General features: G+C 62.8%; 24 protein-coding genes. 8 read left to right on the top strand and 16 right to left on the bottom strand.

Translation table 11 applies throughout. The features are described from left to right. Positions 1-4: 4 nt before the first annotated feature. Both lptE and leuS read right to left on the bottom strand, forming a co-directional pair. A complete protein-coding gene (gene lptE / locus BLT98_RS09850) occupies positions 5-595 on the bottom strand; it encodes an LPS-assembly lipoprotein LptE (protein WP_092607303.1) in 591 nt (196 codons plus the stop codon). A gap of 2 nt (positions 596-597) precedes the next feature. Then, positions 598-3,237, bottom strand: coding sequence for a leucine--tRNA ligase (leuS, locus tag BLT98_RS09845; protein WP_092607300.1), 2,640 nt, complete (start codon positions 3,235-3,237; stop codon positions 598-600). 169 nt (positions 3,238-3,406) lie between these two features. Here leuS and BLT98_RS09840 point away from each other — a divergent pair, with 169 nt between their 5' ends. Together BLT98_RS09840 and BLT98_RS09835 are read left to right on the top strand one after the other, a co-directional pair. Continuing rightward, entirely contained in the window at positions 3,407-4,171 is a 765-nt protein-coding gene (locus tag BLT98_RS09840) for an AraC family transcriptional regulator (RefSeq protein WP_244517453.1), read from the top strand. Between the two features lie 40 nt (positions 4,172-4,211). Continuing rightward, positions 4,212-4,613 carry a VOC family protein gene (locus tag BLT98_RS09835; RefSeq protein ID WP_244517452.1) on the top strand — a complete coding sequence of 134 codons (402 nt, stop codon included), beginning with the start codon at positions 4,212-4,214 and terminating at the stop codon, positions 4,611-4,613. On the opposite strand, the gene BLT98_RS09830 is transcribed toward BLT98_RS09835, so the two are convergent. Then, positions 4,610-5,515, bottom strand: a complete 906-nt coding sequence (locus BLT98_RS09830; RefSeq protein ID WP_070281770.1) for a LysR substrate-binding domain-containing protein — start codon at positions 5,513-5,515, stop codon at positions 4,610-4,612. The two genes, BLT98_RS09835 and BLT98_RS09830, sit on opposite strands and share 4 nt — an antisense overlap. 159 nt (positions 5,516-5,674) lie before the next feature. Between BLT98_RS09830 and BLT98_RS09825 the strand changes: the two genes are divergently transcribed. Continuing rightward, positions 5,675-6,853 (top strand): acyl-CoA dehydrogenase, encoded by a 1,179-nt coding sequence (locus BLT98_RS09825; protein WP_034778773.1) that lies wholly within the window; start codon positions 5,675-5,677, stop codon positions 6,851-6,853. Continuing rightward, the gene (locus tag BLT98_RS09820; protein ID WP_092607297.1) at positions 6,853-8,100 is read left to right on the top strand and encodes a CaiB/BaiF CoA transferase family protein; all 1,248 of its coding nucleotides are present in this window, start codon (positions 6,853-6,855) and stop codon (positions 8,098-8,100) included. Before BLT98_RS09825 ends, BLT98_RS09820 begins: the two co-directional genes overlap by 1 nt. Before the next feature lie 42 nt (positions 8,101-8,142). Here BLT98_RS09820 and BLT98_RS09815 read toward each other — a convergent pair whose 3' ends face one another. From BLT98_RS09815 to BLT98_RS09805, 3 genes are read right to left on the bottom strand one after another with little or no spacing between them, the layout of a single operon-like run. Continuing rightward, on the bottom strand, positions 8,143-8,469 hold the full coding sequence (locus tag BLT98_RS09815; RefSeq protein ID WP_092607294.1) for a barstar family protein: 327 nt from the start codon (positions 8,467-8,469) through the stop codon (positions 8,143-8,145). Between the two features lie 8 nt (positions 8,470-8,477). Continuing rightward, a complete protein-coding gene (dapB, locus tag BLT98_RS09810; RefSeq protein WP_092607291.1) occupies positions 8,478-9,287 on the bottom strand; it encodes a 4-hydroxy-tetrahydrodipicolinate reductase in 810 nt (269 codons plus the stop codon). A 19-nt stretch (positions 9,288-9,306) separates the two neighbouring features. Continuing rightward, on the bottom strand, positions 9,307-9,936 hold the full coding sequence (locus BLT98_RS09805; RefSeq protein ID WP_092607288.1) for an outer membrane protein assembly factor BamE: 630 nt from the start codon (positions 9,934-9,936) through the stop codon (positions 9,307-9,309). Between the two features lie 195 nt (positions 9,937-10,131). On the opposite strand from BLT98_RS09805, the gene fur reads away from it, so the two are divergent. Continuing rightward, positions 10,132-10,563: a ferric iron uptake transcriptional regulator gene (gene fur, locus BLT98_RS09800; RefSeq protein ID WP_034778781.1), complete on the top strand. Its 432-nt coding sequence runs from the start codon at positions 10,132-10,134 to the stop codon at positions 10,561-10,563. A gap of 48 nt (positions 10,564-10,611) precedes the next feature. On the opposite strand, the gene hrcA is transcribed toward fur, so the two are convergent. Together hrcA and BLT98_RS09790 are read right to left on the bottom strand one after the other, a co-directional pair. After that, positions 10,612-11,628 carry a heat-inducible transcriptional repressor HrcA gene (gene hrcA, locus BLT98_RS09795; RefSeq protein ID WP_034778783.1) on the bottom strand — a complete coding sequence of 339 codons (1,017 nt, stop codon included), beginning with the start codon at positions 11,626-11,628 and terminating at the stop codon, positions 10,612-10,614. A 102-nt stretch (positions 11,629-11,730) separates the two neighbouring features. Further along, positions 11,731-12,456 carry an HAD family hydrolase gene (locus BLT98_RS09790; protein ID WP_170846349.1) on the bottom strand — a complete coding sequence of 242 codons (726 nt, stop codon included), beginning with the start codon at positions 12,454-12,456 and terminating at the stop codon, positions 11,731-11,733. Positions 12,457-12,700: 244 nt separating this feature from the next. Between BLT98_RS09790 and BLT98_RS09785 the strand changes: the two genes are divergently transcribed. Next, complete coding sequence (locus tag BLT98_RS09785) at positions 12,701-13,300, top strand: hypothetical protein (RefSeq protein ID WP_070254715.1); 600 nt, start codon at positions 12,701-12,703, stop codon at positions 13,298-13,300. A gap of 35 nt (positions 13,301-13,335) precedes the next feature. Beyond that, positions 13,336-13,917 carry a DUF4369 domain-containing protein gene (locus tag BLT98_RS09780; RefSeq protein WP_070281775.1) on the top strand — a complete coding sequence of 194 codons (582 nt, stop codon included), beginning with the start codon at positions 13,336-13,338 and terminating at the stop codon, positions 13,915-13,917. Positions 13,918-14,103: 186 nt separating this feature from the next. Here BLT98_RS09780 and mmsB read toward each other — a convergent pair whose 3' ends face one another. From mmsB to BLT98_RS09755, 5 genes are read right to left on the bottom strand one after another with little or no spacing between them, the layout of a single operon-like run. Further along, entirely contained in the window at positions 14,104-15,006 is a 903-nt protein-coding gene (mmsB, locus tag BLT98_RS09775) for a 3-hydroxyisobutyrate dehydrogenase (protein WP_092607282.1), read from the bottom strand. Between the two features lie 27 nt (positions 15,007-15,033). Then, complete coding sequence (locus BLT98_RS09770) at positions 15,034-16,164, bottom strand: enoyl-CoA hydratase/isomerase family protein (protein WP_092607279.1); 1,131 nt, start codon at positions 16,162-16,164, stop codon at positions 15,034-15,036. Next, complete coding sequence (locus tag BLT98_RS09765) at positions 16,157-16,942, bottom strand: enoyl-CoA hydratase (RefSeq protein ID WP_092607275.1); 786 nt, start codon at positions 16,940-16,942, stop codon at positions 16,157-16,159. The genes BLT98_RS09770 and BLT98_RS09765 overlap by 8 nt, the downstream gene beginning before the upstream one ends. Then, complete coding sequence (locus tag BLT98_RS09760; RefSeq protein WP_070254718.1) at positions 16,939-18,099, bottom strand: acyl-CoA dehydrogenase family protein; 1,161 nt, start codon at positions 18,097-18,099, stop codon at positions 16,939-16,941. The genes BLT98_RS09765 and BLT98_RS09760 overlap by 4 nt, the downstream gene beginning before the upstream one ends. A gap of 9 nt (positions 18,100-18,108) precedes the next feature. Next, positions 18,109-19,617, bottom strand: a complete 1,509-nt coding sequence (locus tag BLT98_RS09755; protein ID WP_034778805.1) for a CoA-acylating methylmalonate-semialdehyde dehydrogenase — start codon at positions 19,615-19,617, stop codon at positions 18,109-18,111. A gap of 157 nt (positions 19,618-19,774) precedes the next feature. On the opposite strand from BLT98_RS09755, the gene BLT98_RS09750 reads away from it, so the two are divergent. Then, positions 19,775-21,160, top strand: coding sequence for a short-chain fatty acyl-CoA regulator family protein (locus BLT98_RS09750; RefSeq protein WP_092607272.1), 1,386 nt, complete (start codon positions 19,775-19,777; stop codon positions 21,158-21,160). On the opposite strand, the gene BLT98_RS09745 is transcribed toward BLT98_RS09750, so the two are convergent. The 3 genes from BLT98_RS09745 to BLT98_RS09735 are packed head-to-tail and all read right to left on the bottom strand — an operon-like array spanning position 21,157 to position 24,239. After that, a complete protein-coding gene (locus tag BLT98_RS09745) occupies positions 21,157-22,218 on the bottom strand; it encodes an adenosine deaminase family protein (RefSeq protein WP_092607269.1) in 1,062 nt (353 codons plus the stop codon). The two genes, BLT98_RS09750 and BLT98_RS09745, sit on opposite strands and share 4 nt — an antisense overlap. A gap of 25 nt (positions 22,219-22,243) precedes the next feature. Beyond that, entirely contained in the window at positions 22,244-23,188 is a 945-nt protein-coding gene (locus BLT98_RS09740) for a nucleoside hydrolase (protein WP_244517451.1), read from the bottom strand. 19 nt (positions 23,189-23,207) lie between these two features. Next, complete coding sequence (locus BLT98_RS09735; protein ID WP_034778812.1) at positions 23,208-24,239, bottom strand: ABC transporter ATP-binding protein; 1,032 nt, start codon at positions 24,237-24,239, stop codon at positions 23,208-23,210.

Raw genomic sequence — 24,239 nt, 5'->3', positions numbered from 1 at the left:
CCCGTTACTGCTGCGGAGCGACCGGCGTCACGGGCGCCACGGGCGCCACCGACATGGCCGGCAGCACCGGCTTGATGGCGGCCAGGCGGCGCATGATCTGCTGCACCAGGTCGTTGCGCATGTCGCGGTACAGCGCCGCTTCTTCCGTTTCCTTGGCCAGTACCTGCGATTCATCGAAGGTAATCGGGCGCACCAGGCTGATGGTCGTCGGTGCCAACAACTGGTTGCCGGCCTTGTCCACCACGCGGAAATTGATCGCGTAGCCGAGTTGGTACTCTTGCACGCGGCCGTTATTGTTCAGCGACAAAATGGTCTTGGTACGATTCCTCTCCGGGTCGTTGAGCACTTCAAGAACGGCGTCGGCGCCATCCTTGGTGTTCACCACCTCCGTGCTGCCAATGGCGCGGATATAGCGTTTCAGGCCGATCGCCAGCGGCGACGTGTCGGGCAAGCCGATGTACATCGTCGCGAACGGCAGCATGAAACTGCCGTTCGAACCGCGCAAGTGAAAGCCGCAGGCCGACAGCAAAACAGTCAGGCCCAGCGCCAGCACGGCACGGCGGCCCAACAGCGATACTTGAGAGGAAGTCGTCATGATTACACCACGATGCTGATTAACTTGCCTGGCACGACGATGATCTTCTTCGGCGTGGTCTCGACGTACTTCTGCACACTTTCGCAGGCCAGCGCAGCCGCTTCGATGCTGGCCTTGTCCGCATCCTTGGACACCGTGATCGAGCCGCGCAGCTTGCCGTTCACCTGGATCATCATCTCGATCTCGGACTGTTCCAATGCTTGCGGGTCGACCTGCGGCCAGGCGACGTTCAACAGGTCGCCGTGCACGCCAGCGTAGCCCAGTTCCTGCCACAGCACGTGGGTGATGTGCGGCGCGACGGGGTTCAGCAGGCGCAGGAAGATGGAGAAACCTTCGGCGATCAGCGCTTTCGACTGCGCGCTGTCATCGAGCTTGGCCGATTCCAGGGTGTTGAGCATCTTCATGCAGGCCGACACCACGGTGTTGTACTGGATGCGCTTCAAGTCGTAATCGGCTTGCTGCAGCAGCTTGTGCAATTCGCGGCGCAGGTTTTTCTGCGCGTCGCCCGTGGCAGGTGCGGCGCCGCCAGCCAGTGCGGCCTGGATCGTCGCCGACTGGGCGTAGCCGAAGTTCCACACGCGGCGCAGGAAGCGGTTCGCGCCTTCGACGCCGCTGCCCGACCATTCCAGCGTCTGTTCCGGCGGCGAAGCGAACATGGTGAACAGACGGGCCGTGTCGGCGCCGTACTGCTCGATCTGCGCTTGCGGGTCGATGCCGTTGTTCTTCGACTTCGACATTTTTTCCGTGCCGCCGATTTCCACCGGCTGGCCGTCGGCCACCAGGACGGCGCTTTGCGGACGGCCCTTGTCATCGAGGGACAGGCGCACGTCGTCCGGGTTGAACCAGGTAGTCTTGCCCACCGCGTCCTTGCGGAAGTAGGTTTCGTTGAGCACCATGCCCTGCGTCAGCAGGTTGACGAACGGCTCGTCGAACTTGACCAGGCCGAAGTCGCGCATGATCTTGGTCCAGAAGCGCGCGTACAGCAAGTGCATCACGGCGTGTTCGATGCCGCCGATGTACTGGTCCATCGGCATCCAGTAGTCATTGCGCGCGTCGACCATGGCGTCATTGCTGCCTGGCGAGGTATAGCGCATGTAGTACCACGACGAATCGACGAAGGTATCCATGGTGTCCGTCTCGCGGCGCGCCGGCTTGCCGCACTGCGGGCAGTCGCACTTGAGGAAAGCTTCGTATTTGTTCAGCGGATTGCCCGTGCCGTCCGGCACGCAGTCTTCCGGCAGCACCACCGGCAAGTCTTTTTCCGGCACCGGCACCACGCCGCAATCGGCGCAATGGATCATCGGGATCGGCGTGCCCCAGTAGCGCTGGCGCGAGATGCCCCAGTCGCGCAGGCGGAACGTGGTTTTCTTTTCGCCCAGGCCCAGTTCGGCCAGGTCGGCGGCCACCGCATCGACGGCGGAAGCGAAATGCAGGCCGTCGTATTTGCCGGAGGCAACGCAGACGCCATCCTTGCTGCCATACGATTCCTGCCACGCGTCCGTCGAAAATTCCTGGCCCTTGACTTCGATGACTTGCTTGATCGGCAGGTCGTATTTCTTGGCAAAGCCGAAATCGCGCTCGTCGTGCGCCGGCACGCCCATCACGGCGCCATCGCCGTAGGTGATCAGCACGTAGTTGCCGACCCAGACTTCCACCTGCGCGCCCGTCAGCGGATGGGTGACGAACAGGCCGGTCGGCATGCCCTTCTTCTCCATCGTTGCCATGTCCGCTTCGATCACGGAACCGAGCTTGCATTCGGCGTTGAAAGCGGCCAGCGCAGGATTGCTTTGCGCGGCGTGGATGGCCAGCGGGTGCTCGGCGGCCACGGCGCAGAAGGTCACGCCCATGACGGTGTCCGGACGCGTGGTAAACACATACAGCTTGCCGTCGCCGATCAGGGCGCCATTCGCGTCCTTGATGTCATGCGGGAAGGCGAAGCGCACGCCCGTGGACTTGCCGATCCAGTTGGTCTGCATGGTGCGCACGCGCTCGGGCCAGCCCGGCAGCTTGTCATCCACATAGGCCAGCAATTCTTCCGCGTAATCGGTGATGCGCGCGTAGTACATGGGGATTTCGCGCTTTTCGATCAGCGCGCCCGAACGCCAGCCGCGGCCGTCGACGACTTGCTCGTTGGCCAGCACGGTCTGGTCGATCGGATCCCAGTTCACGGTACCGGTCTTCTTGTAGATGATGCCTTTTTCCAGCATCTTGAGGAACATCCACTGGTTCCATTTGTAGTATTCGGGCTTGCAGGCGGTCATTTCGCGCGACCAGTCGATGGCCAGGCCCATCGATTCCATCTGCTGCTTCATGTGGGCGATGTTCGAGTACGTCCATTGCGCGGGCGGCACGTTGTTGGCCATGGCCGCGTTTTCCGCCGGCATGCCGAAGGCATCCCAGCCCATCGGCATGAGCACGTTGTAGCCATTCATGCGCAGGTAGCGGTACATCACGTCATTGATCGTATAGTTGCGCACGTGACCCATGTGCAGCTTGCCCGAAGGGTAAGGCAGCATCGAGCAGGCAAAATACTTGCCTTTTGGGAAACGCGGGTCGTGTTCGACGGCTTTATAGGCGTCGATCGCCTTCCAGTGCGATTGGGCGGCTTGTTCGACGTCGGCGGGACTATATTTATCTTGCATGATGTGCGGCCAATAGTGGATATGAACCGAGCATTATACTGGTTGTCGCCGCCCGATAGCGCGGCGCGCTGGCGGCCCGGTCTCGCATATTTTGACGGGCGCACAATTATGCTATGTCGTATGCAACAATACATATGCAACAATATTATTCTTTACCTCAAGTCCGGCCATGATCGTCTACCAGGAATATCCGCCCATCCCCGCCCTGCGGCCCTGGCTGGACTGCGTCTGGACGTGCCGCGTGCGAACGGGCGCCACGCCCCTGACGCACCAGGTCTTGCCCGACAATTGCATCGACATCCTGTGCCAGGACCAGCAGGATGCCAGCTTTGCCGTCGGCATGATGACGGCGCCGATCGCCGTCGTCAGCCAGGGCCTGGTGCAGACGGTGGCGGCCCGCTTCAAGCCGGGCGCGGCGGCCCGCTTCTTCCAGCTTCCCTTGTGTGAACTCAGCGATGGCCGCACGGGATTGCAGCAGTTGTGGGGCCGCGAACTGGCGGCGCGCCTGGCTGACGCCCTGTGGAGCGAGCCCTTGTCCAATGCGCAAAGAATTTCTATTCTGCAAGACTATCTGCTGCTGCGCCTGCGCAGCGTGCCGCCACGGCGCCAGCCCGGCGCGGCCGAACATGCCATCGCGGCCATCGAGCGCGCATGCGGCCAGGTGCGCGTGGATGGCCTGGCGCGGCAACTGGGCGTGTCGCGCCAGCACCTGGCGCTGCAATTTCGCCAGCAAGTGGGCATCAGCCCCAAGCTGTTTGCCCGTATCTGCCGTTTTCGCGCCGCCAGCCAGGGGCTGACAAGCCTGGCGGGACAGCCGGACTGGGCGCAAGTGGCCCTGCAATTTGGCTATTTCGACCAGTCGCACCTGATTCACGATTTCCAGGATTTCGCCCGCAGCTCGCCCGAGGCGTGGCTTATGCACCGCCACCATTGAAACCTTCCATTTTTACAATCGCCACGCGCGCGCCGGTGGCATGATGGCGTTATTCTTCATTTACCAGGAGCAGAACATGATCAAGGGCTTGCGCACCGTCACCTATCCCGTCCCCGACCTGGACAAGGCCAAGGCCTGGTACAGCCAGGTATTCAATACCACGCCCTACTTCGACCAGCCGTTCTATGTCGGTTTTGCCATCGGCGGCTTCGAGCTGGGCTTGCTGCCAGACGGCCAGCCTGGCACCCAGGGCAGCGTGACGTACTGGGGCGTGGATGGCATCGAGCAGGAAGTCGAGCGCATCGTGGCACTGGGCGGCAGTCTGCACCACCCGATCACGGACGTGGGCGACGGCATCCGCACGGTGGAATTGCTCGATCCGTTCGGCAACCAGATCGGCCTGATCGACAATCCCCATTTCGATACCGGCAAGGTCGCTTAGGCGGCTTCACCCTGCAGCCATGCGCGCAATTGCTGCAGGGCCGTCTTTTCATGCGCCGTTTCAGGCGTGATCAGGTAATACGCCCGCTGGCCGCGCAGTGGGCGCTCGCATGCGATGCGCAATTCACCACGCGCCAGCTCCGCTTCAACCAGCATGCGTGGCAGCAAGACCACGCCCTGCCCCTGCACGGCCGCCATGGCCAGCATGGAAAACAGTTCATAACGGGCGCCATAGTGCGCTCCATCACGCCCCTCTCCCTCGACCTGCATGGCGTCAAACCACTGGCGCCAGGCGCCCGGGCGCGTACTTTGTTGCAGCAAGGTCAGTTCCAGCAAATCCTGCGGCTGCCAGGCGCTGCGCGCCGCCAGCAGGCGCGGACTGGCGACGGGCACGATTTCTTCATGCATGAGCAAGGTGGCGCGCGTCCCGGGCCAGCGCGCCAATTGCTCGGGCGTGCCCGCGTACAGGGCGCCGTCGTATTCCGTATCGGCAAACATGAACGGTTTCGTATAGGCATCAATATGCACGACGATATCCGGGTGCAGTTGCGCCAGCGAAGACAGCCGCGGCATCAGCCAGCGCGTGGCAAACGTGGGTACCGAAGCCAGCTGCAAGGCGCCGCCGCCCCCCTGGCGCGCCATGGTGTCGAGCGTGTCGCGCTCCAGGCCGTCGAGACGGGCCGCGATCTGCCGCGCATACGCGGCGCCGGCGCTGGTCAGTAACACGCCATGGCGCGTGCGCTGAAACAATTGCACGCCAAGAAAAGTTTCCAAGGATGAAATCTGCCGCGACACGGCGCTTTGCGTCAGCGACAGTTCGCGCGCCGCATGCGTGTAGCTCTGGTGCCGCGCAGCCGCCTCGAAGCAGTTCAGGGCTTGCAGCATGGGAATTTTGCGTGACATGGGGGTATCCGGCCGGTGAAAGGCCCTAGTATGCCGCAAGATATGCGCAACACGCATGTCTGGGTGCGAAAAAATCGTTTGCGCAAGGCTAGGCAAAAACCTACCATGAGCCATATTCAATCTTGCGCCGATCACCGGCGCTCACCTGCGAGGCCTGTGATGAGCAAAACCGTATTCGACTGGAATTCCCCCCTGCTGCTGGAAGAACAACTGACGGGCGACGAACGCGCCGTGCTGGAAGCGGCCCGCGACTATTGCCAGGGCAGCCTGGTGCCCAGGGTCCTCGAATCGTTCCGCCATGGCCGCACGGATGCCGCCATCTTCCGCGAAATGGGAGAGCTGGGCTTGCTGGGCACGACCATTCCCGAAGAATACGGCGGGGCCGGCCTGAACTATGTTTGCTACGGCCTGGCCGCGCGCGAAGTCGAGCGCGTCGATTCGGGCTACCGCTCGATGATGAGCGTGCAATCGTCGCTGGTCATGGTGCCGATCAATGCCTTCGGCAACGAGGAAACCAAGCAGAAGTACCTGCCGAAACTGGCGACGGGCGAATTCATCGGCTGCTTCGGCCTGACGGAGCCGAACCATGGTTCCGATCCCGGCAGCATGGTCACGCGCGCGCGCAAGGTACCGGGCGGCTATAGTCTCTCCGGCGCCAAGATGTGGATCACCAACAGCCCCATCGCCGATGTGTTCGTCGTCTGGGCCAAGGACGATGAAGGCGCGATCCGCGGCTTCGTGCTGGAAAAAGGCTGGAAAGGTTTGTCGGCGCCGGAAATCCACGGCAAGGTCGGCTTGCGCACCAGCATCACCGGTGAAATCGTCATGGATGAGGTGTTTTGCCCGGAAGAAAATGCCTTCCCCGACGTGCGCGGCTTGAAAGGCCCGTTCACTTGCCTGAACAGCGCCCGCTACGGCATCGCCTGGGGCGCGCTGGGCGCGGCCGAAGACTGCTACCTGAAGGCGCGCCAGTACACGATGGACCGCCAGCAATTCGGCCGCCCGTTGGCAGCGAACCAGCTGGTGCAAAAGAAACTGGCCGACATGCTGACGGAAATCACCATGGGCTTGCAAGGCTGCTTGCGCCTGGGCCGCATGAAGGATGAAGGCTCGCCCGCCGTGGAAATCACCTCGATCATGAAGCGCAACAGCTGCGGCAAGGCGCTCGATATTGCCCGCATGGCGCGCGACATGATGGGTGGCAACGGTATTTCCGACGAGTTCGGCGTCATCCGCCACCTGGTCAACCTGGAAGTGGTCAACACCTATGAAGGCACGCACGATGTGCACGCGCTGATCATCGGCCGCGCCATCACCGGCATCGCCGCGTTCAACTAATGGACGCCTTGGCTTCCACCCTGCGGCCCGCGCCGCTGACCGGCTTGCGCGTGCTGGACCTGTCGCGCGTGCTGGCCGGCCCGTGGGCCGGGCAAATGCTGGCCGACCTGGGCGCCGACGTCGTCAAGGTTGAACAGCCGGGCCGTGGCGACGACACGCGCTCCTGGGGCCCGCCGTACCTGAAAGATGCAGATGGCCGCGACACCGCCGAGGCCGCCTATTTCCAGTGCGCCAACCGCAACAAGCGCTCCTTGTGCATCGACCTGGCCGCGCCCGAAGGGCAAGCCCTGGTGCGCCAGCTGGCGGCCGAAGCGGACGTGCTGCTGGAAAATTTCAAGCTCGATGGTTTGAAGCAATACGGCCTCGATGCGGCCAGCTTGCTGGCACTCAACCCGCGCCTCGTCTACTGCTCCATCACGGGCTTTGGCCAGGATGGGCCGTACGCGGCGCGCGCCGGCTATGACTTCCTAATCCAGGGCATGGGCGGCTTGATGAGCATCACGGGCGTACCCGACGGCCAGCCGGGCGCGGGTCCGCAAAAAGTGGGCGTGGCGCAGACGGACATCCTGACTGGCCTGTACGCCACGATCGCCGTGCAGGCGGCGCTGGCCGAACGCGAACGCTCGGGCCTGGGCCAGCATATCGACCTGGCCTTGCTCGACGTGCAAGTGGCCGCGCTGGGCAACCAGGCGGCCAATTACCTGTGCGGCGGCAAGGTGCCGCAGCGCATGGGCAATGCCCATCCGAACATCGTGCCCTACCAGGACTTCCCCACAGCCGATGGCGACATGATTTTGGCGATCGGCAACGATGGCCAATTTTCGCGCTTTTGCGCCGTCGCCGGCCACCCGGAATGGGCGCAGGACGAACGCTTCGCCACCAATCCGCAGCGCGTGGCGCACCGGGCGATCTTGATCCCCCTGATGCGCCAGACCACGGTCATGCGCACGACGGCCGAGTGGATCAGCGCCTTCGAGGCGCAAGCCGTGCCGTGCGGTCCCGTCAACCGCATCGACCAGGTCTTTGCCGACCCGCAAGTGGTGGCGCGTGGCTTGAAAGTGGAAATGCCGCATCCGACGGCGGGCACGGTGGCGCTGGTGGCCAATCCCGTACGCCTGTCCCATTCGCCGGTGCAATACCGCTTGCCGCCGCCATTGCTGGGGCAGCATACGGACGAGGTGCTGCAGCAGTGGCTGGGCCTCGATGGCGGCCAGATCGACGGTTTGCGCGAACGCAAGGTCGTGTAAATGTTGGGTATGTCGGATTACGCGCTTGCGCGCTAATCCGACCTACTTCAATACCAGCTTCAGCGCCGGCTTCTCGCCATAATCGTCATAGCGCTCATTGATGCCGGCGATACAGAACGTGATTTCTTCCAGCAAGTCCGGCACTTGCGCCTTCATTGCTTCCGCATCCTGCACAACAATGTCGAGCACTTCGTTCGGCTTCAAACGGAACTGCGTCATGTTTTCGTCATCGCGCAGATAGCTGAGGCAATCAACCCAGGCGTCCATGCTGTTGCCGTAGAACTCGGGGAAACCGAAGGCTTGCACGCATTGCGCGTGAAAGCTCGCTGCGTCGGTGATGTCTTTTCCATTCAGGATGGCAGTGGCCATGGTCTTCCTCAGTTCTTCAGCGACAGCACATCCTGCATGTCGAACAGGCCGGTCGGCTTGTCGGCCAGGAAACGCGCGGCGCGCAGGGCGCCGTGGGCGTAGGTGACGCGGCTGCTCGACTTGTGGCTGATCTCGATGCGCTCGCCGATGCCGGCAAACAGCACCGTATGATCGCCGACGATATCGCCGCCGCGGATGGTGGCAAAGCCGATGGTCGACGGGTCGCGTTCGCCCGTCACGCCTTCGCGGCCGTACACGGCGCATTCCTTCAGGTCGCGGCCCAGGGCGCCGGCCACCACTTCACCCATTTGCAGGGCCGTGCCCGATGGCGCATCGACCTTGAAGCGGTGATGCGCTTCGATGATCTCGATATCGTAGCCTTCGGACAGGCTTTTCGCGGCCAGTTCCAGCAGCTTCATGGTGACATTCACGCCCACGCTCATGTTCGGCGCGAACATGATGGCCGTCTTTTCGGCGGCGGCGGCAATCGCGGCCTTGCCCGCATCATCGAAACCCGTGGTGCCGATGATCATCTTGATGCCATGCTCGGCGCAATACGCCAGGTGCTGCAAAGTGCCTTCGGGACGCGTGAAGTCGATCAGGTAATCGGCGCCGGCCAGGCCGGTGGCCAGGTCGGATTCGATCAGCACGCCGGCAGGCTTGCCGAGAAAGGCGGCCGCATCCTGGCCGACGGAAGGCGAACCAGCGCGGTCGAGGGCGCCGGCCAGCACGGCGTCAGGCGCATTGCTGACCGCTTCGATCAGGATATGGCCCATGCGGCCGCTGGCGCCAGCGATGGCAATTTTCAGTTCAGTCATTTTATTCTCTTACAGCAACTTATTTGGTGGGTTCGGCAGCAGGTGCAGGTGCAGGCTCGGCGGCAGGTGCAGGCGTCACTTCCGGCTTACTCACAGGAATGGCGGGCGCGGCATCGGCCGGCACGGGCACGGCGCTTGGCGCCACGGGTGACGGCACGGCGGCGGCAGGCACGTCGGCCTTGGCGACCTTGGCGAACGGCGACGGGCCGGCGATACGGTCGATGTATTCTTTCTCCGTCGGCAAGTTGCCGCCTTCAAAACGTTCAACCTTGCCATCCTTGCCGAAGTACACGACCACGCGGCTGCTGGTGGTTTCGCCACTGCCCCGGGCCAGGCGGAATGGATAATCCCAGCGGTCGGCATGGAAGATATCGGTCAGCAGCGAGGTGCCGAGGACGAAACGCACCTGGTCGCGCGTCATGCCCACTTTCAACTGGGCCAGCATCTCTTCGGAGACAAAGTTGCCTTGTTGAATGTCAGGACGGTAGGGCGAGAAAAACCACATGAATTTTTGCAGCGGCGTAATGGTGGTCGTTTGTGCGCCCTGTTCGGGGACCAGTTCCTTGCCTTCTTTTTGAGCAGCTGCCGGCTTTTCGCCAAGGATGCCACGGCTGGCGCAGCCGGACATGGCCAGCGCGACACAGACCATGCCTGCCACGACTGGTGCTCGAAATGAAATACGGTGCCAGAGAGATGGCAATACAGCCGGTGTTACGCGCATAAATGACCTCAATTTGATGAACAAAACGCCAGGAGTGGCCGGCCTGCCAAAAAATGCATATTTTGGCACTCCCCGCTAAAACGCTATATGATAAAGCACCTGACCCACATACGAGCAACAAACATGAGTAACAATCCTAGTGATCTCAAGGCAAGCGGCCTGAAAGCCACCCTGCCACGGCTGAAGATACTCGATATCTTCCAGAGTAGCCCGGTACGCCACCTGACCGCGGAAGACGTCTACAAGATTCTGCTGGCCGACAATATGGATGTCGGCTTGGCAACTGTCTACCGCGTCCTGACGCAATTCGAACAGGCCGGCTTGCTCAACCGCAACCATTTTGAAACCGGCAAGGCGATTTTCGAACTCAACGAAGGTTCCCACCACGACCACCTGGTGTGCCTCGACTGTGGCCGGGTCGAGGAATTCTTCGACGAAGACATCGAAGTGCGCCAGCAAAAGGTAGCCGAAGAGCGCGGCTTCAAGATCGCCGAACACGCCTTGGCCATCTACGGCAACTGCATCAAGACGGCTTGCCCGCACAAAACCGCCTGACCACAGCTGGCCGCTCCCACGGGGCGGCTGGCGCGCCAGGCATTACGATCAATGATGGCTGAGCGCGCTTGACAGCAACTTGGCCGTGATATCGACAATCGGGATGACGCGCTCGTAGGCCATGCGCGTCGGTCCGATCACTCCCAGCGTGCCCACGATCTTGCCGTTGACTTCATACGGCGCCGTCACCACGCTCATCTCATCCATCGGCACCAGGTTCGATTCGCCGCCGATGAATATCTGCACGCCCGTCGCCTTGCTCGATACATCGAGCAGCTGCATCAAACCCGTTTTTTGCTCGAACATGTCGAACATCTGGCGCAGCGAATGCATATTCGATGACAGATCGCTCACGCTGAGCAAGTTGCGCTCGCCGGAAATCACCATGTCATCGCTATGGTCGGCCATCGCTTCGCTGCCCGCTTCCACGGCCGCCTGCATCAGGCTGCCCATATCGTCGCGCAACTGGCGCAACTCACCCTGCAGGCGCACGCGCACGGCATCGAATGACAGGCCGCCATAATTCTGGTTGATGTAATTGGCCGATTGCACCAGTTGCGCCGGAGTATAGTCGGCCTCCGTCAGCAATAAACGGTTCTGCACGTCGCCGCCGGGGGCGACGATGACGAGCAGGATGCGTTTTTCGGACAGGCGCAGGAATTCGATTTGCTGGAATACGGATTCGCGGCGCGGAGTGAGCACGACGCCGGCAAACTGCGACAGCGACGACAGCATCTGCGCCGCGTTGGCGATGGTTTTTTGCGGTTGCGGCGTCTGCAGGCGCATGCGCGACTCCACCAGATGCTCGTCCAGGTGCCGGACGGTCAGCAAGGTATCGACAAAGATGCGGTAGCCGCGCGGCGTGGGGATGCGTCCGGCCGAGGTGTGAGGGCTGGACACATAACCGAGCTCTTCCAGGTCGGCCATGATGTTGCGGATCGTGGCCGGCGACAGGTCCAGGCCGGAAATTTTCGACAAGGCGCGCGAACCGACCGGCAGGCCGTCGGCGATATATCGCTCGACCAGGGCTTTCAGCAGTGTTTGGGCACGTGTATCGAGTTGCATGGTGTTTTATTTAAGCAAGTATGTTGTTAAGCAAGCGGCAACGAAAGCGGCCGAACGTGCATCAACAGCGCCTATTATGCACGTTCGCCCGGTCTGCGGCGATCAATCTTCCAGTTGCCCCTGCAGCCACAGCAGCAATTCATCGAAGTTGGCGCAGATGGCGTCGGGCTGCACGCCGGCGGCCATCTGCGCGTCGCTGCCCTTGCGGTTCATCCACACGGCGCGCATGCCCGCCCCTTGCGCTCCCGTGACGTCGAAATACAAGTCGTCGCCCACATACACGGCCTCATGCGGCGCCACGCCCAGCGCGGCGCAAGCGGCCAGGAAGATGCTCGCGTCAGGCTTGGCCACGCCGAAATCGCTGGCGGCGATGGAGACTTTAAAATGCTGTGCCAGGCCGATAATTTCAAGGTCCGCATTGCCATTCGAAATCGAGCCGACCAGCATGCGCTGACCCATCCAGGCAAGGCCAGGCAAGACGTCGTCATACGGCTGGACGCGATGGCGCGCAGCCAGGAACTGCGCGATGGCGCCATCGACCAGGACAGGATCCTCGCCGGCCGCCTCGAAGGCGGCCAGCAAGCCCGCGCGGCGCAACTCGATCAGGTTGCCATGGAAATGCGGTTGTTCATGGAGCATGGCCAGGCGGTGCTGGCGCAGCACCTCGATGGAAAACTGCTGCGCCACCTTGGGCGCATGCGTGGCCAGCCAGTCGTGCAGAAGGGTTTCCGCGGCGGCAATCACGGGCGCGATGGGCCACAAGGTATCGTCGAGGTCGAACAGGATGGCCTTGGGCGGCACGGCAGGTTTTACAGGGGCAAGGGACATGGGATTCACGGTGGATGCCACGCCACAGTGCGCAGCCTGCCTCTATTGTCGCATTGATCGCCGCCGCCGGCATGGCTGCGCCTCCATGAAATGGGGCCGGGCCAGCGCTTCCCGGCGAAAAATTGTTACAGGGTGATACAAGGCAAGATCATTCAGCTTGCCAGATAGACTAAAATAGGCGCCATTCCAATGCGGCGCCAGCGTCCGCGTTGCGCTACCCAACCTAATTCGTTTTGGAGAATGTATGAAAAATTTGTACCTGCGCTCGATGCTGGCGGCGGCTTGCGCCGTCACACTGGCAGCCTGCGGTGGCAGCGGCGGCAACCTGTATCTGCAAGGCCAAGTCGTCGGCCTGGCCAAAGATGGCCTGATTCTCCTGAATGACGGGGAAAGCTTGCCGATTCCTGCGGGCCAGGCCAGCTTTGTTTTCACCAAGCTGGTCAAGAACGATGACCGCTACAATATCACTATCGCACAACAGCCCAAGGGTGCCGTTTGCACCATTATCAATGGCGTCGGCAAGGCATCGAGCTACTCCGTGACTACAGCCCAGGTGAACTGCCAGACCAACGCCTACCCGTTGAGCGGCACGGTCACGGGCCTGACCACGGATGGTTTGCGCCTGGTGATGGGCCCCAACGGCACCACCCTGCTGGCTGGCGCCACCACCTACGAATTCAAAAGCGTTGATGACGGCGCCTCGTACGGCATTTCCATACTGGCTCAGCCAACGGGCCTGACGTGCCGCTTCCAGGGTTCCAGCAGTGCCGATGGCAGCGATACGGTCGGCAAGATGGGATCTGCCGCCACGACCGCAGCCACACTTGACTGCAAGCCGCAGTAATCCTTGCGATCCGTCACCTATTTTTGGAGAAATACATGAAGTTATCCTGCTTGCGCCCTATCGCCGCACTGCTGCTGACCTTGGGACTGGCCGCTTGCGGCGGCAAGGCCTCGTATGATGTCAGCGGCACGATCTCAGGCTTGAACAATGAAGGACTGATCCTGGTCAATAGCGGCGACTCCCTGCCGGTTCCTGCGGGGAAAACAGCGTTTACCTTTGCCAAGCGCATCGACTATGGTACCGACTACAACATCACCATCCAGCAGCAACCGGCGCACATGACTTGCAGCATCAGCGGTGGTTCCGGTTCGGCTGGTCATTACCTCACTATCAGCGCCGCTGTTGCTTGCGCGCAAAACAGATATACCGTGGGTGGCACGATTTCCGGCCTGACGGTGGACGGTCTGGTGCTGATTAACGGTAGTACCACAACAACAGTGGTCAAGGACTCCACGACCTTTACCATGGCCGGCTCCGTCGCCTATGGCGATACCTATGGCGTCAGCGTCTCCGTGCAGCCGAAGGGCCTGCTGTGCGTTGTACAGCCGGGCACAGGCGGCGGCACCATGGGCGAAGCGAATGTGACATCGGTAAAGGTCGCCTGCAATCCGGCCTAAGTTGTAGTAACGGTAGCCGCCAGGCGGCTACCGGGAAGAGATATCATGAAAATCTATATTTGATATTCAAAATATAAATTGGAGTTATATGTGGCGATGCAGCATAATGCATCTGTCTCCTCCAACTCTTCCAAGAATTGGATTTAGCCCGCTTTTACCAGCGGGCTTTTTTTTGCCCAAAATTCCTCAGGCAGGCTTGTTCAAGCCCGGCTGCAGCATTTGCACGATGCTGGAGAAATCCTGCTGCGCATAACCGGCTTGCGCATGCATCTGGTACAACTGGCGCACCAGACCGCCCAAGGGCGTGGGCGCATTCGCCGACAGGGCCGACTGCTGCGCCAGGCCCAGGTCCTTCAGCATCAGCGCCGTGCCGAAGCCGCCCGTGTAATTGCGCGACGCGGGCGTGCCGTCCATGACTCCCGGCCACGGGTTGTACACTTCCAGGGTCCAGTTGCGGCCCGAGCTCTTGGCCATGATGTCGGACAACACTTTCGGGTCCAGGCCATGCGCCACGCCCAGGTTCAGCGCCTCCGCCGTACCGGCCATCAAAATACCCAGCAGCATGTTGTTGCAAATCTTCGCCACCTGGCCCGCACCCGCCTCGCCCGCATGGAAGATGTTCTTACCCATCTTCTCCAGCAAAGGCCGCGCCTGCTGCAAGGCCGCGTCGCTGCCACCGACGATGAAGGTCAGGGTACCGGCCGCCGCGCCCGCCGTGCCGCCCGAGACGGGCGCATCGATCATGGCAAAGCCGCGTTCGCTGGCCGCCTGCGCCACCTGGCGCGCCACGTCGGCGGCGATGGTGCTGCAATCGATGAACAAGGCGCCCGGCTTGGCCGAGTCCAGCACGCCACCGGCCGCCAGGTACAGTTCCTGCACGTGCTTGTTGGCTGGCAGCATGGTAATGACGGCGTCGGCCGTCTGTACGGCCGCGCTGGCGGACGCTGCCGCCGTGGCGCCCGCCTCGACCAGCGAAGCCACTGCCGCTGGCGCCAGGTCGAACACGGACACGTGGAAGCCGGCGGCCACCAGATTGCGGGCCATCGGCGCGCCCATGTTACCCAGGCCGATAAAAGCGATATGTTGCATGGTGAAAGTCTCCAGTTATTCTTTTATTTAATGTAGATCCGCCAATGGATGCTGTGTCCACGGCGCCGCAAAATACTCGTCCAGATACGCTGCGCTGACGTCGGCCAGGCTGGCCGGCTGCCACTGCGGCGCGTTGTCCTTGTCGATCAGCAAGGCGCGCACGCCTTCGCTGAAGTCCGCATGGGCGCAGCATTGCACGGCAACGATCAATTCCAGCTGGAACACTTGCGCCAGGCTCAGATGCCGCGTGCGTTCGCGCATGGCCCACACCAAAGCGGCCGAAGTGGGCGCGCCCTTGTCCAGCGAGTGGGCCGCCTTTTGCAGCCACACCGAATCGCCGTCATACGCGGCAATGGCGGCCACCACTTCAGGCAAGGTGGGCGCTTGCGTCAAGGCGGCGATGGCATCGAAGTTGGCGCGCACTTCGGAGACGGGCAGCACCGTCGTTGGCGCCGAAAAGCCGCGCAGCAACCGGTCCAGCTGTTCGCTGTTCGCCTGCGGGCTGGCTTGCCATTGCGCCAGTGCCAGCGCGTCGAGCACCATGGCCCGCTCTTCCTGGCGCAGGAAATAGTCGCCGAGACCCGCAAACAGGGCATCGGCCGCGTTCAATGGCGCGCCCGTCAAGCCCAGGAACAGGCCGCTGCGTCCCGGCATGCGGCCCAGGAACCAGCTGCCGCCCACGTCGGGAAACAGGCCGATCGTGATTTCCGGCATGGCGATGCGCGTGCTTTCCGTCACCACGCGGTGGCTGGCGCCGGCCATCAGGCCCAGGCCGCCACCCATGACGATGCCGCCGCCCCACACCATCAGCGGCTTTGCATAGGTATGGATGCGGTGGTCGAGCCGGTATTCCTCGGCAAAGAAGGCCAGCGCCAGAGGATTCGGCACGGCCTCCGGCTGCTCGACCACGGCCGTGCGCAGGCTGCGCACGTCGCCGCCCGCGCAGAAAGCCTTGTCGGTCGACGATTGCAGCACCACGCAGGCGATGGCAGCGTCACTGGCCCAGCGCACGAGAGCGCCATCGATGGCGCGGATCATGTCCAGGGTCAAGGCATGCAAGGACTTTGGCGCATCGAGGGTGATGACGCCCAGCTTCATGCCGCCGGGACAGTCGCGTTCCTCGATTTTCACAGTTTCAATCAGGGTACTTTCAGCCATTCTTCCACTCCGCCGGACGTTTTTCCAGGAACGCTTGCACGCCTTCTTTCTGGTCTTGCGTATCGAACAGGCCCAGGAACAGGGTGCGTTCATCGGGCAAGGAATTGACCAACGGATGGCTGCGCGCGCCCTGGATCAGGGTCTTGCACGCCGTCACGCTGCTGGGGCTTTGACGGGCCACCTTGGCGGCCAGGGCCAGCGCCGTGGCGGCAGCCTTGCCGGTTGGCACGACTTCCTCGACCAGGCCGATAGCCAGCGCCTTGGCCGCATCGACCCGTTCGCCACATAAAATCATGCGCTTGGCCCAGCCTTCGCCCACCAGCCACGGCAAGTGCTGCGTGCCGCCCGCGCACGGCAGCAAGCCGACGGACGCTTCCGGCAAAGCCATCTGCGCATGTTCTTCAGCGATACGGATGTCGCAGGCCAGCGCACATTCAAGCCCGCCGCCCATGGCATAGCCATTGATGGCGGCGATGCTGACGCCGCGAAACGCGGACAACGCCTCGAACGCCTCGCCAAACGCGGCGGCCATGGCGAACGCCGTGTCCTTGTTGCCATCGGCAAACACCTTCAGATCGGCACCGGCAGAGAAGAACTTGGCGCCGCCGCCCGTGATCACGAGAGCGTACACGTCCGGGTCGGCATTCAGGTCGGCCACCAGCTGGGTCAGCGCGTTCAGGCTGGCCTGGGTCCACGTATGGGCAGGCGGGTTGTCGAGCGTCACCAGGGCCGTATGGCCATGGCGTTCCAACAGCAAATTTGTATACACTTTGGTCATCGCAGATTCTCCGTGGCGCCGTCTTTCAAAATCGCTCGCGCGACGATCAGGCGCATGATTTCATTCGTCCCTTCCAGGATCTGATGCACCCGCGTATCGCGCACGTGGCGCTCGAGCGGATACTCGCGGATGTAGCCATAGCCGCCATGCAATTGCAGCGCATCGTTGGCAACATTAAAACCTACATCCGTGGCGAAACGTTTTGCCATGGCGCAGTATGCCGTGGCGTCGGGACTTTCCTGGTCCAGTTTCCACGCCGCCAAGCGCACCATCTGGCGCGCCGCCACCAGTTCCGTCAGCATGTCGGCCAGCTTGAATTGCAAGGCCTGGAATTGCGCCAGCTCGCGGCCGAACTGCGTGCGCTCCTTCATGTACGCCTGCGCCCGCGTGAGGGCCGCCTGCGCCGTGCCCACCGAGCACACGGCGATATTGATGCGCCCGCCATCGATGCCCTTCATGGCAATGGCAAAGCCTTCGCCTTCCGCGCCCAGCAAGTTCGCTGCCGGCACTTTCACCTGGTCAAAGCTGATGATGCGCGTGGGCTGGCTGTTCCAGCCCATCTTTTCTTCCTTCTTGCCATACACGATGCCGGGCAGATTCGCCGGCACGGCAAACGCGGAAATACCGGCCGCGCCTTCGCCGCCGGTTCTCGCCATGACGATCAGCATGTCCGTCTGGCCCGCGCCGGAAATAAAGGCCTTCGTGCCGTCGAGAACATAAAAATCGCCCTCCTTCACTGCCTTGGTGCGCAGGGAGGCCGCGTCGGAGCCCGACTGCGGTTCCGTCAGGCAATAACTGGCCAGTTTCTGGCCGGCGGCCAGGGACGGCACCCATTCGTCGCACAGGGCTTCCTGCCCCCAGCGCGACAGCATCCAGGTAGCCATGTTGTGGATGGTGATATAGGCCGTGGTCGAAGTGCAGCCACCGGCCAGCTCCTCGAAGACGATCGCCGCATCCTGGCGGCTCAAGCCCAGGCCGCCCCAGCGCTGCGGCGTGTAGAGGCCGCAAAAGCCCATCTCGCCCGCCTTGGCGATGGTTTCCACGGGAAAAATCGATTCCGCGTCCCAATGGGCCGCGTGCGGCGCCAGTTCGCCTTCGGCAAACGCGCGCGCCGCCTGCTGGAACTCGCGCTGCTCGTCGCTCAGTTCAAAGTCCATGCCAGCTCCTTATTTGAGGCTGATGGTGGTATTGACCTTGCCCACCGAGGCCGCGTCCGTGAACCAGCGCTGGGTGATCGTCTGCGTCTGCGTGTAGAACAGCACGACCTGCTTGCCAAACGGGCCCAAATCTCCCAGCTTGGAGCCGCGCGACCCCGTAAAGCTGAACAGGGGAACGGGCACGGGGATGGGCACGTTGATGCCGACCTGGCCCACGTCGATTTCTTCCTGGAAATAACGGGCGGCCGCGCCGCTTTGCGTAAACAGCGCCGTGCCGTTGCCGTTCGGATTTGCGTTCACCAGGGCAATCGCTTCATCCAGGGTATCGACTTCGACGACGATCAATACGGGGCCAAAGATTTCCTGGTCATACACGACCATGCCGGGTTTCACGCCGGACAGAATCGTCGGGCCGACGAAGTTACCGTTCGGATAGCCATCAACCTTGACGTCGCGGCCATCGAGGGTCAGCACGGCGCCCTGTTCGATACCCTTGGCGACCAGGCTGAAGACGCGCTCTTTCGCCGCGCACGAGATGACCGGGCCCAGGTCCGGATTGTCCTTGCCCGCGCCGACCGTCAGGGTTTGCGCCTTGGCCGACAATTCCGGCAGCCATTCGCGCGCTTCGCCCACCAGCACGGCCACCGATGCCGCCATGCAGCGCTGGCCGGCGGCGCCGAAACCCGCACCCAGCAGCTGGTTCAGGGTCTGTTCTTTATTTGCATCCGGCAAGACGACGGCGTGGTTCTTGGCGCCCATCATGCATTGCGCGCGCTTGCCGTTCAGGCTGGCGCGCTGGTACACATGCGTGCCCACCTTGCTGGAACCGACAAAGGAAATCGCCTTGATGTCCGGGTGATCGCACAGGGCGTTGACCACGTCTTCGCCGCCGTGAATGACGTTCAGCACGCCAGCCGGAATACCTGCCTGCAAGGCCAGGCGCACAAGCTTTTCCGTCACGAGCGGATCTTGCTCCGATGGTTTCAGCACGAAGGTATTGCCGCAGGCAATCGCCATCGGGAACATCCACAGCGGGATCATGGCGGGGAAATTGAATGGGGTAATGCCGGCGCACACGCCCAGCGGCTGCATCACGCTGTAGGTATCGACGCCGCCAGCCACGTTTTGCGCGTATTCGCCCATTTGCAGGGTGCCGATATTGGCGGCATGCTCCACCACTTCCAGGCCACGGAAGACGTCGCCTTCCGCATCGAGCAGGGTCTTGCCCTGTTCCATCGTCAAGGTGGCGGCCAGGTCGGCCATGTTTTCGCGGATCAGCTGCTGCAGTTTCAGAAAGATGCGCGCACGCGCGCCGATCGGCGTCTTGCGCCAGGTTTTGAAGGCCCGCTGGGCCGAGGCGATGGCGGCGTTCACTTCCTCCGGCGTGGCGAACGGTACCTTGGCCAGTACTTCCTGCGTGGCCGGGTTGACGACGTCGCGCCAGACGGTGGTCTGGGATTCAACCCACTCGCCGTTGATCAAGAGGGGAACAGTTGGAATAGCGTTTTGCGTGGTCACTCGAAGTCTCCTGGTGTGGGTATAGGTCTGTTTGCATTATTCGCACAATAGCCGCCACAAACAAGGCGTGAAAATGCGAGATAATGCAAAGCTGAATCTGTTAATCTGCAAATGTTGTAAATTTGCAGATTCCACAAACCGGGGAAGAGGAAACGCGATGGCAAAGGTTTTCATGGGCGTGCGCCTGCAGCGGCTGCGCGAGGAACGGCGCATGACGCAGGTGGCGCTGGCCAAGTCCCTGGGCATTTCACCCAGCTACCTGAACCAGATGGAACGCAACCAGCGTCCGCTGACGGTGCCGATTTTATTGCGCATCGGCACCGTGCTGGGCGTCGATCCGCAAATCTTTTCCGAACACGACAGCGCCAGCCTGGTGGCCGACGTGCGCGACGTGTTCGGCGAATTGCCCGATGCGCCGCCCACATCGATGGCGGAACTCAAGATGCTGGTGGAAAACATGCCGGAGCTGGCGCGCTCGATTTTGCTCTTGCAGCGGCGCTACCGGGTCATGGCGGAACGGGCCGATACCCTGGCTGCGCGTCTCGACGACGGCAGCCGCGGCGCCAGTTCGGCGGCCCCGTCCACGGACGAGGAAGTGCGCGAATACCTGAACCGGCGGCAGAACTACATTGATGAACTGGACCGGGCGGCGGAGCTGGTGGCCGGGGAATTCGATCCCGCCCTGCGCACGCTCGATGCGCTGCAAGGCCGCTTGCTGGAGCGCCACGGCGTCAAGGTGCGACTGTCCGATGGCGACGCGGGCATGGTGCGCAAGCACCGCTACGACGCCCAGCAACAGATATTGTGGCTACCCGACACCCTGACGGGCGGCCAGCGCGCCTTCCAGATGGCGGCGCAAATCAGCTTGCTCGAGCACAGCGACCTGATCGACGCCCTGGTGCTGGCGGCAGGATTCTCCGGTGCGGCCGCTCAAACAAGCGCGCGCCTGGCGTTTTCCAATTATTTCGCCGGCGCCCTGTTGATGCCCTACCAGCGCTTCTTGCAGGCGGCGGAAGCGCGCGCCTACGATATCGAGCGCCTGGCGCACCAGTTCGGCGTGGGCTTCGAAGCCGTGTGCCACCGCCTGAGCACCATGCAGCGCCCCGATGCGGCGGGACTGCCATTCTTCTTCGTGCGCGTCGACCGCGCCGGCAATGTCTCGAAGCGCCAGTCGGCCACGGACTTCCACTTTTCCAGGGTGGGCGGCACGTGTCCGCTATGGATCGTGTACGACGCCTTCAGCCACCCGGGCCAGGTGCTGACGCAAGTGGCCAGCATGCCGGACGGCTGCACCTATCTGTGGATCGCGCGCCAGGTCAGCACGGCGTCGCCGGGCTTCCGCGCTCCCGGCAAGACCTTTGCCGTGGCGCTGGGCTGCGACATCTCGCAGGCGCACCGATTGATCTATTCGAAGGGACTCGATTTGCACGACCCGAGCAGCGCCACGCCCATCGGCACGGGCTGCAAGGTGTGCGAGCGGCAGGCGTGCCCGCAGCGGGCGTTTCCGTCCTTGCTGCTGGCGCCGCCACCCGCCTCGGCTTAAGAAGCGTCGACGACGCGCATGCGCAGCGCGTCGAATTCGCGCGTGAATTCCGCGCGCCAGTCGCGCCGCGTGCTCTCGTCGATCCAGGCCGCATCGAGGCCATTCAGCATGAAGCCGCGCATGTCGTCCAGGCCGAAGCCGAATTCGCGCATCATCATCCAGGCGCCCGTCGGCGTCACGTGGTGCAGGGTCGGGTCGTCCGTGTTTGGGTGCAGTTTCAAGCCCAGCTTGGCCATGGCGCGGATCGGATGATCGAGTGCCCAGCGCTCGGGCGCCAGGGTGCGCAGGTAATACGAATTGGTCGGCACCACCGTAAACACGAGGCCCCGCTCCACGCAGCGCTGCGCCAGTTCCGGATTGTCGACAATCGTGTAGCCATGGTCGACCCGGTCCACCTGCAGTTGCTCGATGGCCGTTTCCACGTTCATCCACGGCATGCCGAATTCGCCCGCGTGCGCCGTGCATTTGAAGCCGGCCTCGCGCGCGGCGCGGTAGGCTTCGATAAAGAGCTCGGGCGGGCGGTCGTTTTCGCGGTAGTCGATGCCGATGCCGATGACTTCCGGCGCGCGGTGCGCCTTCATCCATTCCACCATCTGCACGGCTTCCGCGGGAGCGGCTTCCCGGTCGATGCTGGGAATCAAACGGCCGATCACGCCGAAGTCCCGCTGCGCATCGCGGATGGCGGCCACGATGGCGTCTTGCGCGGCGTCATAGCGGATGCCCGACACGCGCACGGTGCCGGTGGGGTTCCAGAAGAACTCCGCATAGCGCACGCCATGGCCATGCACGTCTTCCAGGTATTCGTAGGCGAGGCAATACAGGTCGGTCGGCGAAACGATCAGGTGCGCGTCAAGCGCGCGCAGCACGCGCAGCACGCCGACGGGCTTGTCGCCGCGCGTGTAAAACGCGTCGATGTCCTCGGGGGTGACGACATTGCCCGTCTTGGCGGCCAGCGCGCGGAAAGTAGCCTGGCGCACCGTGCCAAACAGGTGGCAATGCAGCTCCACTTTCGGCATGGCGCGTAAAAACTGTTCAATGCTCAGGGGTGAATTAGACATGAAACTCGTTTCGTAATGAAGTGGATCAGGCGAGAATGCCGGCCAGGCGCTGCATCAGCAGTTCAATGGCGGCCGGGCCATCGGCCAGCATCGCCACCTGCGTGTTGATGGGGGCGCGGCGCGGCACGCGGAACTCGCACACCGTCATGCCGCGCGTCAGCTCGCCCGTCAATTCGATGGCCACGTGGGCCGGCTGGAACTGGAACAGCTGCGGCGCTTCCAGGTACAGGGCCACCACCGGGTCGTACATCGGCATGGGAACGGAACCATCGCTGCTGCGGATGCGCACATACGCTTCCAGGTAGCCAGCCAGCCGCTGGGCGCGCGGCGTGCCGATGGCGCGCAGCTGCGCCACCTCCAGTTTAGTGACCAGCAGCTGGCGGCACAGGTTCAGGCCGAACATGCGCAGCGGGATGCCGGCCTGGAAGACCTGGGCGGCCGCTTCCGGGTCCGCATAGATATTGAATTCCGCCGCCGCCGTGTGGTTGCCCTGGTCGGTCGAGCCGCCCATCAGGATGATTTCAACGATTTTTTCCGCGATGTCGGGCGCGCGGCTCAAGGCCGTGGCCAGGTTGGTCATCGGCGCGATCGCCATGATGGTGATCTGGCCGGGATGCTTGCGCACGGCGGCGATCAGGGCGTCGACGGCGTGGCCGGCAGCGTCACTGGCCGCGCCGGGCGGCAGGATCTCGCCAGTGGTGGGCATGCCGCTGTCGCCGAGAATGCGCTGCGCCGTTTCGATGACGCCGGCCAGCGGTTCTTCGCAGCCGCGGTAGATGGGCACCGTCAAGCCATCATGGGCCTTGATGCGCAAGGCGTTGTCGTAGGTGATGTCGACGGGCGCATTGCCCGCCACCACGCTCACGCCCAGCCACTCGATACCGGGATTGCTGCCCAGGAGCAGCATCGTCAGCCAGTCGTCGAAACCGGGATCGGTATCGAGCCATATCTTTTTCAAGGCTTGGGTCATGATGGTTTCCATTCAGAAATCAGGCGCCCAGCCACAGGGCGCTGTCGGACGGCAGCACGAAGGACACGGCCGTGCCCTCGCGCCAGGCGGCGCCGCCGGCCGCGCAAATGCCCTTGACCTGGCCCAGCGGCGTTTGCAGCAGGTATTCGACGGTGTCGCCGAGGAAGCCACGTGCCAGCACGGTACCCGGGTATTGCCCCGCAGCGTCGTCGGCCGCGCACACGCGCACCTTGTCCGGACGCCAGCCCAGCACCGTGGTACCGGCAGCAACGGGAGACGTGTACGGCAGGCTGGCGCCCGCATGGTGCAGCGCGCCGTCGCGGTAGTCGAACAGGTTCTCGAAGCCCATGAAGTTGGCAACGAAGCGCGTCGACGGCGTATTGAAGACGGCTTCCGGCGCGGCCAGCTGCTCGATGCGTCCGCCGTTCATGACGACGATGCGGTCGGACAGGGCCAGCGCTTCTTCCTGGTCATGCGTCACGTACAGCATGGTGATGCCCAGTTCGCGCTGGATGCGGCGCAACTCGGCGCGCATCTGCACGCGCAGCTTGGCGTCCAGGTTCGACAGCGGTTCGTCCAGCAGCAGCAGGGCCGGTTCGACGACGATGGCGCGCGCCAGCGCCACGCGCTGCTGCTGGCCACCGGACATCTGCGCTGGCAAACGCGTTTCAAAGCCCGTCAGGCCGACGGCGGCGATCACGGCTTCCACCTTCGTTTTCAGCAGGGCCGGCGCCACCTTGCGCAGGCGCAAACCAAAAGCGATATTGTCATACACGTTCAGGTGCGGAAACAGCGCATACGACTGGAAGACCATGCCGATATTGCGCTTGTTCGGCGCCAGCTTGCCGATTTCGCGGCCGTCGAGCACGATGCGGCCCGACTGCAGCGGCATCAGGCCGGCGATGGCGCGCATGGTGGTGGTCTTGCCACAGCCGCTGGGGCCCAGCAGGGAAATCAGTTCGCCCTGCTCGACGTGCAGGTCCAGGTCCTTCACGGATGTCGTGTTCTTGGCGTAGCCGAGGTTCAGCTTGTGCAGTTCCAGATAACTCAT

This window comes from Janthinobacterium sp. YR213, assembly GCF_900099875.1.
GTDB lineage: Bacteria > Pseudomonadota > Gammaproteobacteria > Burkholderiales > Burkholderiaceae_D > Janthinobacterium > Janthinobacterium lividum.
The sequence above is the reverse complement of the archived record's forward strand: the minus strand, read 5'-3'. Positions and strand labels throughout refer to the sequence as shown.